The sequence below is a fragment of the Bradyrhizobium sp. NBAIM14 genome, from assembly GCF_020193895.1.
Classification (GTDB): domain Bacteria; phylum Pseudomonadota; class Alphaproteobacteria; order Rhizobiales; family Xanthobacteraceae; genus Bradyrhizobium; species Bradyrhizobium yuanmingense.
This window is the reverse complement of the sequence record NZ_JADYVQ010000012.1, coordinates 82,981-96,788: the sequence shown is the minus strand read 5'-3', so window position 1 is coordinate 96,788 and position 13,808 is coordinate 82,981. Positions and strand designations below refer to the sequence as shown.

Sequence of the window (13,808 nt, the reverse complement as noted above, 5' to 3'; positions counted from 1 at the left end):
GCTGGACGTGGCTGCGACCGTCGGCCTCAGGCGGGCCTCTCCCGGGCTAAAGCGGCAGCAGCCGATTGAGCAATTCGAGCAGGGTGCGTTGCTCCGCCTCGGTGAGCGGGGCCAGCATCTTCCGGTTATAGAGCCCCGTCAGGCTTGCCCCGTCCTGAATGAGCTTGGCGCCCTTCGGCGTAAGCATCAACTCGACGGCGCGGCGGTCGGATTTCGAGCGGTTACGCTTGATGAAGCCGGACGATTCCAGCTCGTTCAGGATCTTGATCAGGTTCGGCAGGCGCAGGCGGAGCAGGCTGGCAAGGCTGCTGGGGGGAACGCCCGGATTGTCGCGAATGACGACGAAGATCGCGTAGGTCGCCGGCGTCAGGCCCAGTGCGGCGAACTCCTCGTAGAAGCCTTCGAAGAACTTCAGCTGCGCGAGCCGCAGCATGAAGCCGGGCGTGCGCTGCAGCGCGCGCAAGTCCAGTGACGTCTCCGACGGTTGAGGGGGCTTCGCTCCGGGTCTGACTGCTTTCGGGCTCATGATCCTGGATCCGGCGGCCACAAGTCGGCCGAATTGACACTCTCAAAAATAGCTATAAAATATAACTATTATAGAGCGGCACCAAGACCGCCCATGGGAGGGACACAATGAACAGCAAATTCCTGCATAAACTGTGCATGGTGGCCGCGGTGCTGACCGCCGCACCGGCCTTGGCCCAGGACGTCGTGAAGATCGGCATCCTGAACGATCAATCGGGGCCGTTCGCGAGCTATCAGGGCATCGGCTCGGTCGTCGCCGCCAAGATCGCCGTCGAGGACTATGGCGGAAAGGCCGCCGGCAAGCCGGTGGAAGTCGTTGCGGCGGACCATCAGAACAAGACGGACATCGGCATCGGCATCGCCCGGCGCTGGTACGAGAACGAGAGCGTCGATGCGATCTTCGACATTCCGAACTCGTCGATTGCGCTCGCCGTGGCCGGCATGAGCGCCGAGAAGAACAAGGTCTTCGTGGGCTCGGGCGCCGGCACGGTGCTTCTGACCGGGGAGAAGTGCACGCCAAACACCGTGCACTGGACCTACGACACCTATTCCTACGGGCGCGGCCTCGGCAAGGCCATCGTGCAGCAGGGCGGCAAGAAATGGTTCTTCATCACCGCGGATTACGCGTTCGGCCATGATCTGGAAAAGCAGGCCGCGGAAGCCGTGAAAGCGTCCGGCGGTGAGGTGCTCGGCAGCGTGCGGCATCCGTTGGGCACGGCTGATTACGCCTCATTCCTGCTCCAGGCCCAGGCGTCGGGCGCGAGCGTCATCGCATTCGCCAATGCGGGGGACGATACCATCACCTCGATGAAGCAGGCCGCCGAGTTCGGGCTGACGAAGGATCACAAGCTGGTCGGATTGATCCTCGGCATGAACGGCCTTCCCGCGCTTGGGCTCAAGTTTGCGCAGGGCGCGCAGATCATGAATCCGTTCTACTGGGATCTGACCGACGGCACGCGTGCTTTCGCGAAGCGCTTCGCCGAACGCATTCCCTCGAAGGCCTATCCGAACGACATGCAGGCCGGCGTCTATGCCTCGGTCATCCACTACCTCAAGGCGGTCGACAAGGCCGGCGGCGCCAAGGACGGCAAGGCCGTGGTCGCGACGATGAAGCAGATGCCGACCGACGATCAGTTGTTCGGCAAGGGCTACATCCGCAAGGACGGCCGCAAGATCCATCCGCTCTACCTGTTGCAGGTCAAGGCCCCCGAGGAATCGAATTCGTCCTGGGATCTGCTGAAGGTCGTTGCCACGATCAAGGGCGAGGACGCGTTCCGGTCCGAGAGTGACGGTCAGTGCCCGCTCGCAAAGCAATAGCGGTTCGGAGCTGACCATGAGCGGCATTGCATCCAGTCCGGTCGATCCGTTCGCGCCCGGCTTTCTGACGGATCCCTATCCCGCCTATGAGGCGCTGCGCGCAATCGGGCCGGTGTTCGAAGTGGAGCGCTACGGCGTGTGGGCCATGGCGCGCAATGCCGAGGTCGAAGCGGCCCTGAAGGACTGGAAAACGTTCATCAGTGGCGAGGGCGTCGGGCTGAACGGGATGAACCCGGCGCTGCCAAAGCCGCTGACCCTGCAGATCGATCCGCCCGACCACGACAAGGGCCGCCGCGTGCTCGGCCGCACGCTGTCTCCGGGCGTCACAAGGAAGCTGCGCGAGACGTTCCAGCGCGAAGCAGAGAGGAAGGTCTCGGAGCTGATCGACAAAGGCACGTTCGATGCCGTGACCGATCTTGCGGAAGCCTATCCGATGAAGGTGTTTCCGGACGCGATCGGCATCCGCCCCGATGGGCGCGAGAAGCTGCTCGCCTGGAGCACGTTCGTATTCAACAGCTTCGGCCCGGAGAACGAGATCCTCGCGGCGTCGCGGAAGGACGGCCTCGCGGCGCAGAGCTGGATCATGGAATGTTGTGCGCGCGATGCGCTACGGCCCGACAGCCTCGGCATGATGATCTACCAGGCGGCCGATGAGGGCGAGATCACCGAGCACGAGGCGACGCATCTGGTGCGGCCGTTCCTCACGGCCGGGATCGACACCACCGTCAATGGCATCGGCAATACCCTGCTCGCGCTCGCCACCCATCCGGACGAATATCGCAAGCTGCACGAGAAACCAGAGCTGGCACGCAACGCCTTCGAGGAAGGTCTGCGCTACGATTCACCGGTGCAGACGTTTTTTCGTACCACCTCGCGCGATGCCGAGATCGGCGGCGGCATGATCCCGGCGCACCGCAAGGTGCTGCTGTTCATGGCCTCCGCCAATCGCGATCCCGCGCGCTGGGACAAGCCGGCCCGTTTCGACGTGGAGCGGGTTGCGACCGGCCATGTCGGCTTCGGCGCAGGCATACACGCCTGCGTCGGCCAGATGATCGCGCGTCTGGAGGGCGAATTGATCTTCGGCGAGCTCGCAAGGCGCGTGAAGACGATCGAGCTCACGGCGGAGCCGAAGCGCAGGCTCAACAATTCCCTGCGCGGGCTGGAGAGCATGCCGGTTCGCGTGACGCCAGCTTAGGCGGGCATCACGCTGCAGGATGCGCGACGGCTCAATTCCTCGCCGGATCCGTTGCCGCCGCCGCGCGTGCGGGCCGCGGCGCAGCGGGTTCGGCGACTCGCGCAGCCGGGGCGCGCGAGCGCATGATGGCGGCGTCGATCTCGGCGATGACGCGGCGCTGGATCGCCTCGTTCTTGTCGATCGAGATGTGGCCGACGCCACTGCCGCGGATGTCGACATTGTCGAGCTTGCCGCGGAACCCGGCCGCGGCCCGCACCGGCTCGCCGGGGCCATCGCCGATATAGATGTTGATGTAGCGTTCCGCGCCAGTCGAGAGCTTGGTCTTGAACACGGAGTCGAGGCCGATCGCGAGCTTCACGGGCACGCCGAGCTGGTTGAGCTTGGCGATCATGTCGGGCAGCGCGGTCGCACCCGAGGAATGGCCGACCAGGATGATGGTCTTGAGCCGACCGGCCTTGTAGGCAGCCGCCGCTTCATCGGCGAGCGAGGACCAGGACACGAAATTGGCGACGGTCACCGGGATGCCCTGCGCCTGGAGGCGGGCGCCGATCGTGTCGAGGCCGAGCGAGAAGATGTTGAGCACGCCGCGTAGCAGATAGACATGCGTGGTCGCCACCGCGGCCTGGCTCGGCGCGGCCTTGGCGGTGGTCGGGCTGATGGCAACAGCTGACAGCAGGAGCAGACCCATCGCCCACGCACGGAGGGTGGACAATTGGCTTGCGCCGGCGGTGTGACGGCCGTTCGGTCTCATCGATCTTTTCCCTGGAGACAATACGCTTCGCGATTGGCCAAAATCGTAGCCACGGCGCGCTCGCAGACGCAACAAAGAGGCGCGTGAGCGCCAATCTTAGCAGCAAGCCGTGACCATCGCGCAACACTTGCCCGGAACATGCCACTAAAGCGCCTGTTTTGAGACCATTTTTCTCCGGGGAATTGCGGAGGGACAATGGCGTTCCTATTTCAGGGCTCCGCCGACCTGTCCTCCTGGATGGTCCGGCCCCCTCCCCAGCCTTTGCTCCTCAGCCTCGCGGCCATCATGTCTTCCATCATCTCCGTCGCCAATCTGTCGAAGACCTATGGGTCCGGCTTCAAGGCGCTCAAGAACGTCAACCTCGACATCAAGCGCGGCGAGATTTTTGCGCTGCTCGGCCCCAACGGCGCCGGCAAGACCACGCTGATCTCGATCATTTGCGGCATCGCCAATCCGAGCGAGGGCCGGGTCCTGGTCGGCGGCGAGGACATCCAGACCTCCTACCGCAAGGCGCGCTCGCTGATCGGCCTCGTGCCGCAGGAATTGCACACCGACGCGTTCGAAAGCGTGTGGGCGACCGTGAGCTTCTCCCGCGGCCTGTTCGGCAAGCCGAAGAACCCCGATCACATCGAGAAGGTGCTGAAGGCCCTCTCGCTGTGGGACAAGAAGGACAACAAGATCATCACGCTCTCCGGCGGCATGAAGCGCCGCGTGATGATCGCCAAGGCATTGTCGCACGAGCCGCAGATCCTGTTCCTGGACGAGCCGACCGCCGGCGTCGACGTCGAGCTGCGCAAGGGCATGTGGGAGGTGGTACGCGGGCTTCAGCAATCCGGCGTCACCATCATTCTCACCACGCATTACATCGAGGAAGCCGAGGAGATGGCCGACCGCATCGGCGTCATCAACAAGGGCGAGATCGTGCTGGTCGAGGACAAGACCACCTTGATGCAGAAGCTGGGCAAGAAGCGGCTGACGCTGCATCTGCAGAACAAGGTGACGGCGTTGCCGGAAAGCCTCAGCCAATACGAGCTCGAGCTCTGCGACGGCGGCGCGACGCTGGTCTACGATTACGACACCCAGGGCGAGCGCACCGGCATCACCAGCCTGCTCGGCGATTTGCGCGCCGCCGGCATCCGCTTCAACGACCTCGACACGACGCAATCGTCGCTCGAGGACATCTTCGTCGACCTCGTGAGGACGTCATGAACCACCGCGCCATCCGCGCCATCTACCTGTTCGAAATGGCGCGTACCTGGCGGACCCTGCTGCAAAGCATCGTCTCGCCGGTGGTCTCGACCTCGCTCTATTTCGTGGTGTTCGGCGCTGCGATCGGCTCGCGCATCAGCGAGGTCGAGGGCGTCAGCTACGGCACCTTCATCGTGCCGGGCCTGATCATGCTTTCGGTGCTGACGCAGAGCATCGCCAACGCCTCGTTCGGCATCTACTTCCCGAAATTCACCGGCACGATCTACGAGATCCTGTCGGCGCCGATCTCCTATTTCGAGATCGTGCTCGGCTATGTCGGCGCCGCCGCCACCAAGTCGATCATCCTGGGCCTGATCATCCTGGCGACCGCCGGGCTCTTCGTTCCATTGCATATCCAGCATCCGGTCTGGATGCTGGCCTTCCTGGTGCTGACGGCGGTGACGTTCAGCCTGTTCGGCTTCATCATCGGCATCTGGGCCGACGGATTCGAGAAGCTGCAGATGATTCCGATGCTGGTGGTGACGCCGCTCACCTTCCTCGGCGGCAGCTTCTATTCCATCGACATGCTGCCGCCGACATGGCGCACGGTCGCGCTGCTCAACCCGGTCGTCTATCTGATCTCCGGCTTCCGCTGGAGCTTTTACGAGATCGCCGACGTCAGCGTGTCCGTCAGCATCGGCATGACGTTGGCCTTCCTGGTGATCTGCCTGGTCGTGATCTGGTGGATTTTCCGAACCGGATACCGGCTCAAGAACTGACCACGCGGCGCTCGCGAAAATGTCAGCGCCGCCGGCCGGCGCGGCACAAAGCGGCCTTGCTTACGCCTGCCATCACGTTAACGATGGACAGGCTGGCCGCTGGAACCAACGCCGGGCTGCAGGCATAATGCACGCCGGGGGACGGAGAGCCGCGGCGCTAAGCATGAACAGGCCGGAGGCCAGAAGTCAGATGCGTTCGTTTTTTATTGCTCTCACATCCCTGATGCTTTTGAGCGCGGGCACCGCGCAGGCCAAGGTCGAGATCACCGTCTACAAGGACAATCAGCAGATGACCGTCGCCGTCGACGGGGTCGCGCGCTACCGCTGGCCGGTGTCGACCGGCCTCCCCTCGCGCGAGACGCCGAACGGCGCCTTCCGGGCCTTCCGCATGGAAGAGGATCACTACTCCAAGGAATTCGACGACGCACCGATGCCGCACGCGATCTTCTTCACCAAGGTCGGGCACGCCATCCACGGCACGGACTCGGTCGGCCGGCTCGGCTCGCCGGCATCCCATGGCTGCGTGCGCCTGTCGCGCCAGAATGCCTCGACGCTCTATGCGCTGGTGCAGCAGCAGGGCGTGCTCAACACCACGGTGACGCTGACCGGCTCGGCACAGGTGGCGCTGGCGCGCAATCCGCGCGGCCGCAACAACACTGCGGTGGCCCGCGCCCCGCAGCCGGCCGAAGACCAATACGCCACCACCGGCGCCCCCGTGGACCTGACCCCGCCGGCGCAGCCCGCGCGGCGCTACATGCCGCAGGACGACAATTACATCTACCCGGCCGACGGCAGCGACACCGGCGCGCGCTATCCGGCGCCGCGCTCGGCCACCCGCCCGCTCTACGACGCGCAGGTCTATCAGCAGCAGCCGCGGCCTTATTACGACCAGGGCTACGGCCAGCAGGGCTATTACTATCAGCCGCAGCCGCGGCAGGTTTATCAGCCGCGCGGCTACTACTATCAGAACTGACCCGGCGACCATCAACCGCCCTTGACCGTCGAGGCACCATGCCATCACGTGCCACGACAATCCCGGTGCTGCTCTCGCTGCTCACTGCCGGACAAGCCATGGGATCTGATTTGGCCTTCGACCTCGAGGCGCATCGCGGCGGGCGGGCGCTGCTGCCGGAGAACACCCTGCCCGCCTTCGCCCATTCGCTGACGATGGGCGTGGACACGCTGGAGCTCGACGTCGGCGTCACCGCCGACGGTGAAGTCATCGTCGCGCATGAGCGCGGGCTCAATCCCGATCTCGCACGGCGGCCCGATGGCGCCTACATCGCTCCGCCCGGCACGCCGTTCGTGAAATTGCGGCTCGACGAGATCAGGACCTATGACGTCGGCCAGATTCGGCCGGACAGTGCCTATGCGAAACAATTTCCGGGCCAGCGTGCCGTCCCGGGCACTCGCATTCCCACCTTGCGCGAGCTGTTCGCGCTGGTGCGCAAGTCCGGCAACAGGCAAGTGCGCTTCAACATCGAGACCAAGATCGATCCGAACCGTCCCGATGAAACGCTTGATCCGCAAGAATTCGTCGCGAAGCTGCTCGGGGTGATCGAGACCGAGGGAGTCTCCGATCGCGTCATGATCCAGTCGTTCGACTGGCGAACCTTGCGTCGCGTCCAGCAGCAGGCGCCGAACATCCCGACCGCGTACCTGACGATCCAGCGCGGCCTGGCTCCGACGGTAGCGCTCGACAAGGCGACAAACTGGACGGCGGGGTTCAACCCGGCCGATCACGCCGGCTCGCTGCCGCGCACGATCAAGGCTGCGGGCGGCGCGATCTGGTCGCCCTATTTCGGCGACGTGACCGCGCCTCTGGTCTCGGAGGCCCACGCGCTCGGACTGCGCGTCGTGGTGTGGACGGTGAACAAGCGCGAGGACATGACGCGCATGATCGAGCTCGGCGTCGACGGCATCATCTCGGACAGGCCGGATCTATTGCGAGAGGTGGCCGGCGCTAAGGGAATTGCGCTGCCGGTGGGGACGCCCGTGGCGCCGTAGTTGCGATGCCTCGTAGCCCGGATGGAGCGTAGCGAAATCCGGGACAGTACCACGCCGGGAGCGCCCCCGGATTGCGCTTCGCTCCATCCGGGCTACGAAGAGAGCCCTACTCGCCGTCCTTCCAACGCCGATATAGCGCGCCAAGGATGTTGGAATAATCGTCGGTCCAGACCCGCACCCTGTCGTCGGCTTCGGTCTGTTCCCATTGCTTGGAGGACGCGAGCCTGCCGATGTCGGCCTCCTCGCGCGCGGAGATGACGACGTCAGTGGAGAAGATGTAGTCACCATCGCGCCCGGAATCCTCGTTGAAGACCCAGCTCTTGAGATCATTGGCGTCCGCGATACCGACGACGACGGTTTCGAGGTCCAGATGCCGGTTGGAGACGTGCATCACCACGGCACCGTGCGGCGCGAGCTTGTCCTTGTAGATCTTCATCGCCTCTTCGGTCGCAAGATGGATCGGGATCGCGTCGGACGAATAGGCGTCGACGATGACGAGATCATAGGCGCCGTCGGGCTCCTTGGCGAAGGTGAGGCGCGCATCGCCGATGACGGGCTTCATGTCGGGCATGCAGCTCGAGATGTAGCGGAAATTCCTCGGGTCGCGTGCCGCGTCGACCATGGACTGATCGATCTCGAAAAAGGTCCAGTCCTCCCCCCGCTCGGCGGCGCAGGCGAGCGTGCCGGAGCCGACGCCGATCGCGGCGACCTTCAGCGGCGCGCCCTTGCGCTCGCGGATCGCGCTGACGGCCTGACCGATGCCGCCGTCCTTGTGATAATAGGTGATCGGCTCGGGCCGGCCGGCAACAGGCGTGCCGTCATTGTTGCGGAAACGCTCGGCGCCATGAATGGTGGTGCCGTGCATCAGCACGTGGAAATAACCGCCCGGCGTCACCACGATCTTGTGCACGCCGAAGAAGCTGCGCACGGTCGTGACGCGGCCCTCGTCCGCGGGATAGACGCGGATCAACGCCAGCGCCAGCACGACGGTGGCAAAGATCTTCCAGCGCCCGGCATTGAGGATCAGCGCGAGCAGCGCGGCGAGCACGCCGACGGCGCCGGCGACCCAGACACGATAATCCTCGAACCAGGTCGAGAGGCCACCGGTCGTATATGACGGCGCGATGAGCGCCACCGCGAGCGCGGCGAGCGCCAGCCAGTACCATTTGACGATTGCGGCCAGCCGCTCACTCCCGGACGGACGGCACAGCGCGGCAAGCGCGATCAGGATCGGATATTCGGCGATCCACGAGAAGGTGAAGGGCGCAACGAGCCCCGCGAACAAGCCGCCGACCATGCCACCGAACGACAACGCGACATAGAAGCCGGTGAGATATTTGGCGGCAGGCCGCGTCCGCGCCAGCTCGCCGTGGCAGGCCATGGCGATGACGAAGAAGCAGAGTTGATGTCCGCCGAGGGTCAGCAGCAGGTTCTGCTCGCCGCCGAAAGCCAGCAGGACGACGACGCCCGCAATCGCGACCGGCTGGAGCATCAGCATCCATTTGTGCGGCAGCAGCGGCCGCGACTGGAACACGACGACCCAGGTCAAGAGGTAAAGCGACAGCGGCAGCACCCACAAAAGCGGCGCCGCCGCGACGTCGGTCGAGATGTGCGCGGTGACGGCGATGAGCAGGCCCGATGGCACGGCGGCGAGGAAGATCCAGCGCAGCCGCGTCAAGAGGCCGGGCGCGGGTGCATTCACGTCCTCGGCCCGCGTGTCGGTCACCGCCAACTTCGGCGAACGCAACAACAGCACGCCGCAGGCGCCGATGAGGAGGATCAGCAGGCCATAGCCACCGGTCCAGAACCGGTTCTGCATCTGCAGCGTGAACATCGGCTCCAGCAGGAACGGATAGGACAACAGCGCGAGGAAGCTGCCGACATTGGAGGAGGCGTAGAGGAAATAGGGATCGTGCCCGGCCGGATGGCCGGTGCGGACGAACCAGGCCTGCAGCAGCGGATTGTTCGCGGCGAGCGCAAAGAACGGCAGCCCGATCGAGACCGCGAACAGGGCGAGCAGCCAGACTGCGTAGCCCGAAGCCGGCGGCTCGCCATAGGCGGAGGCGATGCCGAGCGGCAGCGTGGCGAAGGCGGCGAACAGCAGCACCAGATGTACCGCGACGGGGACGATCCGGTTCCGCGCCTGCATCAGCAGATGCGCATAGGCATAGCCGGCCAGCAGCAGCGACTGGAAGAACACCATGGCCACCGACCACACCGCCGGCGAGCCGCCGAGCCGCGGCAGCACCATCTTGGTGAACAGAGGCTGCACCGAGAACAGCAGCAGCGCGCTGACGAAGATCGCAGCGGTGTAGACCGTCAGCAGCAGCCGGTTGCGCGACGACGACGGCTGCTCCGTGGCGGCGGGTTGCACGATCGAATCCATGAATGCTCCGGCTCAAACCCCGGCGGGCGCCGGATCGCGCGCAATGGAGCACAAGGCGCCTGGACGGGCAATAAAGTGTGGCGTGATGTTGCAGCAAGGAATGCTTGATATAAGAGGGTCGTTCCGGGCGATGCAAAGCATCGAACCCGGAACCTCGAGATTCCGGGTTCTCGCTTCGCGAGCCCCGGAATGACAGTAGACCGGGCCTCGCATTCTTCATGACAGATACCGACGTCATCATCATCGGCGCGGGCCATAACGGCCTCACCTGCGCGACCTATCTGGCGATGGCGGGCCTGCGCGTGCGCGTGGTCGAGCGGCGCAAGGTGGTCGGCGGTGCCGCGGTGACGGAGGAGTTTCACCCCGGCTTTCGCAATTCTGTCGCCGCCTACACCGTGAGCCTGCTCAATCCGCAGGTGATCCGTGACCTCAAGCTTGCCGAGCAGGGCCTGCGCATCGTCGAGCGGCGTGCGCAGAATTTTCTGCCCGCGCCGGACGGCAGCTATCTCCTCACCGGCGAGGGACGAACGAAAGCCTCGGTGGCGCGGCTCAGCGCGCATGATGCGGAAGCGCTCGACGGCTTCGCGCGCGAGCTGGAAGGCATTGCCGACGTGCTCAGGCGGTTCGTGCTCCGCGCGCCGCCGAACCTGCTCGACAGCTTTGGCACCAACGCGGTCCGCGAGGCCGTGAACGCTTTGCAGAGCGCCAACATTCTGCGCGGCCTGACGCTGGAACAAAGCCGCAGCCTGCTCGATCTGTTCACGCGCTCGGCCGGCGAGATGCTGGACGAACGTTTCGAGCACGATCTGGTCAAGGCGCTGTTCGGCTTCGACGCCATCGTCGGCAATTATGCCAGCCCCTACGCCGCCGGCTCGGCCTATGTGATGCTGCATCACGCGTTCGGGGAGGTGAACGGCAAGAAGGGCGTGTGGGGCCACGCCATCGGCGGCATGGGCGCGATCACGCAGGCGATGGCGCGCGCGGCACGCGACCGTGGCGTCGTGATCGACACGGATGCCGGTGTGCGCGAGGTCATCGTCGAGCGCGACCGCGCCGTCGGAATCGTGCTGGAGAACGGCTCTGCGATCCGCGCGAAATATGTCGCGGCCAATGTCAATCCAAAGCTGCTCTACACGCGGCTGATCGCGGCCGATGCTCTGCCTGCGGACTTCCTCGCCCGAATGCGGCATTGGAAGAACGGCTCCGGCACCTTCCGGATGAATGTGGCGCTGGACCGCCTGCCCTCCTTCACGGCGCTCTCAGGCGAGGGCGATCACCTCACCTCCGGCATCATCCTGGCGCCGAGCCTTGGCTATATGGACCGTGCCTGGCTCGACGCGCGCGCGCAGGGCTGGAGCCGCGAGCCCGTGGTGGAGATGCTGATCCCCTCGACGCTCGACGACACGCTGGCCCCGGCCGGCAAGCATGTCGCGAGCCTGTTCTGCCAGCATGTCGCACCAGGGCTTCCCGATGGAAAGTCGTGGGATGACCATCGCCACGAGGTCGCCGATCTCATGATCGCGACGGTGGATAAGTACGCGCCGGGATTTGCGGCAAGCGTGCTCGGCCGTCAGATCCTGTCTCCGCTCGATCTCGAGCGGCAGTTCGGGCTGCTTGGCGGCGACATCTTCCACGGCGCGCTGACATTGAACCAGCTGTTCTCGGCGCGGCCGATGCTGGGCCACGCCGATTATCGCGGGCCGCTGAGAGGCCTCTACCATTGCGGATCCGGCGCCCATCCCGGCGGCGGCGTCACCGGCGCCCCCGGCCATAACGCCGCGCAGGCCATCCTGCGGGATCACCGCGCCCTGTTCGGAAGCCGTGGATAGGGCTGTGGATTGGTTGTGGACAGGCTGTCGAAAGGCCTGTGAGCGGCCAGAGGAGGCCTGGGCGATACGGCCAGGAGCGATCCTGGGGAAAGCCGGTGGGAAATCGGCGGGGCGATCAGGGGAAAAGTGGTGGACAAAGTCCGGACAAGCAGGCGGATAAGCTGTGAAGTCGGGCGGCAAAAACGACCTCGCCCGCCAGGGGAGACCCCTAGCGGGCGGTGATCAGAAACAGCCTTTGAAGAAAATAGCCCCCGCTGGAAAATGGCGGCGGAAATTACTTCAAGGAGGTGCTAATCGAAGTGAACTTCTCGTTCATGGTGGTGCCCAGGCCGTTCACCACGGTAATGATCGCCAGGGCGATACCCGCGGCGATCAGGCCGTATTCGATCGCGGTTGCACCGGACTCATCCGACCAGAACTTCTGAATCATGCGCTTCAAGACTCGCCTCCGTTTCAATTCCAAGCTGCGTTGACTTGCTTCTACATCCGAAAATATACGCGGCACGCCCTACAGGCGCGTTAATGCGGGAACCTCAACTTGTCCGAAAACTGGGCAGCAAAAGTTCCAAAAATTGAACGCGACGGAACCCTGAATGCAGCCTTCCCCGACCTATCGCGCCAGCTTTTCGACCGGCAGCGAAGCCGACGCCAAGCGCGTCGTCGACGTGCTCACCGAGGTCTTTTTCGACGGCGATGCGGCGGTCGCCGCGTTCGAACGGCCTGACGGACGCTGGGACGTCACGTTGCATTTCGCCGCAGCGCCCGATCAGGCATGGCTGCGCGAACTCGTTGCAACTTCAGCAGGAAATGAGATCGCGGCGACGCTCGTCTTCGACACTGTCGAAGCCAAGGACTGGGTCAAAGCCAGCCTTGAAGATCTCGTCCCGGTGCCGGCCGGCCGCTTCGTCGTGCACGGCAGCCACGATCGCGACCGTGTGGCGCCGAACAAGCTTGCCATCGAGATCGAGGCGGCGCTCGCCTTCGGCACCGGTCACCATGGCACGACGCGCGGCTGTTTACTTCTGCTTGACCATGTCCTGAAGAGCTCCCGCCCAAGGAGCCTGCTCGATCTCGGCACCGGCACGGGCGTGCTGGCGATCGCGGCGGCGAAGGCGCTGCATCGCGCGGTGCTCGCTTCCGACATTGATCCGCCATCGGTCCGGGTGGCCGCCGAGAACGCCACGCTGAACGAAGTTGGCAACCATGTGCGGGTGATCCGCGCGACCGGCTTTGCCGCGCCAGATTTTGCGCGTGCAGGCCCGTTCGACCTGGTGCTCGCCAATATCCTTGCCAATCCGTTGCGGCAATTGGCAAGCCCGATGACGCGGCACCTTGCGCCTGGCGCCCGCGTCATCCTCTCCGGCCTCTTGACGCACCAGGCGCCCGCCGTGATCGCCGCCTACCGCGCCCGCGGCCTCGCGCCGGTGAAGCATCTGCGCATCGAGGGGTGGAGCAGTCTGCTGCTGAGGAAGGTGGGATGAACTAACCGCGTCGCGACGGCGGTGCGCTCCCTCGCCGCGCTATTCCGCCGGCTTCTTGTTGCGGCGTGACGCGCCCTGCCCCTGCAAAGCGCGCCTGGCGCGGCGCTCGGCGAAACGCTCGATCATCTGGCTGATGAGGCCGCGCGGCTTCTTCGGTGTCGTTGCAGCCGGAGCGCGGCGCGCCGGCGGCGAAATCTTCTCAAAGGTGAACGCTGGCATCGTGTGTCCCCTCGCCGTTGAGATGAACCACCTGCTCGAATTTCCCTGTTATCCGGACGAAGCGCAACTGCCGCATCCTTTACTCCACTCAATTCGAATGGAACTATTTCAAGCACGGTCCATGCCAGATG

13 protein-coding genes are annotated in these 13,808 nt (G+C 64.8%); 8 read left to right on the top strand and 5 right to left on the bottom strand.

The genetic code is table 11. From position 1 onward, the window contains the following. Positions 1–46 precede the first annotated feature (46 nt). Positions 47–526, bottom strand: a complete 480-nt coding sequence (locus I6F28_RS24970) for a MarR family winged helix-turn-helix transcriptional regulator (protein ID WP_225127783.1) — start codon at positions 524–526, stop codon at positions 47–49. 107 nt (positions 527–633) lie between these two features. On the opposite strand from I6F28_RS24970, the gene I6F28_RS24965 reads away from it, so the two are divergent. Together I6F28_RS24965 and I6F28_RS24960 are read left to right on the top strand one after the other, a co-directional pair. Further along, positions 634–1,842, top strand: a complete 1,209-nt coding sequence (locus I6F28_RS24965; protein ID WP_225141558.1) for an ABC transporter substrate-binding protein — start codon at positions 634–636, stop codon at positions 1,840–1,842. A gap of 16 nt (positions 1,843–1,858) precedes the next feature. Then, positions 1,859–3,037 carry a cytochrome P450 gene (locus I6F28_RS24960; RefSeq protein ID WP_225141556.1) on the top strand — a complete coding sequence of 393 codons (1,179 nt, stop codon included), beginning with the start codon at positions 1,859–1,861 and terminating at the stop codon, positions 3,035–3,037. 31 nt (positions 3,038–3,068) lie between these two features. Here I6F28_RS24960 and I6F28_RS24955 read toward each other — a convergent pair whose 3' ends face one another. Continuing rightward, positions 3,069–3,788, bottom strand: coding sequence for a hypothetical protein (locus I6F28_RS24955; RefSeq protein ID WP_225114525.1), 720 nt, complete (start codon positions 3,786–3,788; stop codon positions 3,069–3,071). A gap of 285 nt (positions 3,789–4,073) precedes the next feature. Here I6F28_RS24955 and I6F28_RS24950 point away from each other — a divergent pair, with 285 nt between their 5' ends. The 4 genes from I6F28_RS24950 to I6F28_RS24935 all read left to right on the top strand — a co-directional run bounded on the left by I6F28_RS24950 (position 4,074) and on the right by I6F28_RS24935 (position 7,762). Beyond that, a complete protein-coding gene (locus tag I6F28_RS24950) occupies positions 4,074–4,997 on the top strand; it encodes an ABC transporter ATP-binding protein (RefSeq protein WP_036006409.1) in 924 nt (307 codons plus the stop codon). Beyond that, entirely contained in the window at positions 4,994–5,755 is a 762-nt protein-coding gene (locus I6F28_RS24945) for an ABC transporter permease (RefSeq protein ID WP_036006407.1), read from the top strand. The genes I6F28_RS24950 and I6F28_RS24945 overlap by 4 nt, the downstream gene beginning before the upstream one ends. Before the next feature lie 163 nt (positions 5,756–5,918). Then, a complete protein-coding gene (locus tag I6F28_RS24940; protein ID WP_225141554.1) occupies positions 5,919–6,728 on the top strand; it encodes a L,D-transpeptidase in 810 nt (269 codons plus the stop codon). Positions 6,729–6,766: 38 nt separating this feature from the next. Beyond that, positions 6,767–7,762 (top strand): glycerophosphodiester phosphodiesterase, encoded by a 996-nt coding sequence (locus tag I6F28_RS24935; RefSeq protein WP_128263074.1) that lies wholly within the window; start codon positions 6,767–6,769, stop codon positions 7,760–7,762. Between the two features lie 106 nt (positions 7,763–7,868). Here I6F28_RS24935 and I6F28_RS24930 read toward each other — a convergent pair whose 3' ends face one another. After that, positions 7,869–10,148 carry a fused MFS/spermidine synthase gene (locus tag I6F28_RS24930; RefSeq protein ID WP_225141553.1) on the bottom strand — a complete coding sequence of 760 codons (2,280 nt, stop codon included), beginning with the start codon at positions 10,146–10,148 and terminating at the stop codon, positions 7,869–7,871. A gap of 218 nt (positions 10,149–10,366) precedes the next feature. Between I6F28_RS24930 and I6F28_RS24925 the strand changes: the two genes are divergently transcribed. Beyond that, positions 10,367–11,977, top strand: a complete 1,611-nt coding sequence (locus tag I6F28_RS24925; protein ID WP_036006399.1) for a phytoene desaturase family protein — start codon at positions 10,367–10,369, stop codon at positions 11,975–11,977. 274 nt (positions 11,978–12,251) lie between these two features. Here I6F28_RS24925 and I6F28_RS24920 read toward each other — a convergent pair whose 3' ends face one another. Further along, a complete protein-coding gene (locus tag I6F28_RS24920) occupies positions 12,252–12,407 on the bottom strand; it encodes a Flp family type IVb pilin (RefSeq protein WP_085968950.1) in 156 nt (51 codons plus the stop codon). Between the two features lie 163 nt (positions 12,408–12,570). Here I6F28_RS24920 and I6F28_RS24915 point away from each other — a divergent pair, with 163 nt between their 5' ends. After that, entirely contained in the window at positions 12,571–13,458 is an 888-nt protein-coding gene (locus I6F28_RS24915) for a 50S ribosomal protein L11 methyltransferase (RefSeq protein ID WP_225141551.1), read from the top strand. Between the two features lie 39 nt (positions 13,459–13,497). Here the strand turns inward: I6F28_RS24915 and I6F28_RS24910 are convergent, their stop codons facing one another. Then, positions 13,498–13,677 carry a hypothetical protein gene (locus I6F28_RS24910; RefSeq protein ID WP_036006393.1) on the bottom strand — a complete coding sequence of 60 codons (180 nt, stop codon included), beginning with the start codon at positions 13,675–13,677 and terminating at the stop codon, positions 13,498–13,500. Positions 13,678–13,808: the final 131 nt, after the last annotated feature.

Excerpts from the sequence above, each read along its gene's own strand:
- I6F28_RS24970 (WP_225127783.1), bottom strand. The coding sequence starts at position 526 with ATGAGCCCGAAAGCAGTCAGACCCGGAGCGAAGCCCCCTCAACCGTCG.
- I6F28_RS24965 (WP_225141558.1), top strand. The coding sequence starts at position 634 with ATGAACAGCAAATTCCTGCATAAACTGTGCATGGTGGCCGCGGTGCTG.
- I6F28_RS24960 (WP_225141556.1), top strand. The coding sequence starts at position 1,859 with ATGAGCGGCATTGCATCCAGTCCGGTCGATCCGTTCGCGCCCGGCTTT.
- I6F28_RS24955 (WP_225114525.1), bottom strand. The coding sequence starts at position 3,788 with ATGAGACCGAACGGCCGTCACACCGCCGGCGCAAGCCAATTGTCCACC.
- I6F28_RS24950 (WP_036006409.1), top strand. The coding sequence starts at position 4,074 with ATGTCTTCCATCATCTCCGTCGCCAATCTGTCGAAGACCTATGGGTCC.
- I6F28_RS24945 (WP_036006407.1), top strand. The coding sequence starts at position 4,994 with ATGAACCACCGCGCCATCCGCGCCATCTACCTGTTCGAAATGGCGCGT.
- I6F28_RS24940 (WP_225141554.1), top strand. The coding sequence starts at position 5,919 with ATGAACAGGCCGGAGGCCAGAAGTCAGATGCGTTCGTTTTTTATTGCT.
- I6F28_RS24935 (WP_128263074.1), top strand. The coding sequence starts at position 6,767 with ATGCCATCACGTGCCACGACAATCCCGGTGCTGCTCTCGCTGCTCACT.
- I6F28_RS24930 (WP_225141553.1), bottom strand. The coding sequence starts at position 10,148 with ATGGATTCGATCGTGCAACCCGCCGCCACGGAGCAGCCGTCGTCGTCG.
- I6F28_RS24925 (WP_036006399.1), top strand. The coding sequence starts at position 10,367 with ATGACAGATACCGACGTCATCATCATCGGCGCGGGCCATAACGGCCTC.
- I6F28_RS24920 (WP_085968950.1), bottom strand. The coding sequence starts at position 12,407 with ATGATTCAGAAGTTCTGGTCGGATGAGTCCGGTGCAACCGCGATCGAA.
- I6F28_RS24915 (WP_225141551.1), top strand. The coding sequence starts at position 12,571 with ATGCAGCCTTCCCCGACCTATCGCGCCAGCTTTTCGACCGGCAGCGAA.
- I6F28_RS24910 (WP_036006393.1), bottom strand. The coding sequence starts at position 13,677 with ATGCCAGCGTTCACCTTTGAGAAGATTTCGCCGCCGGCGCGCCGCGCT.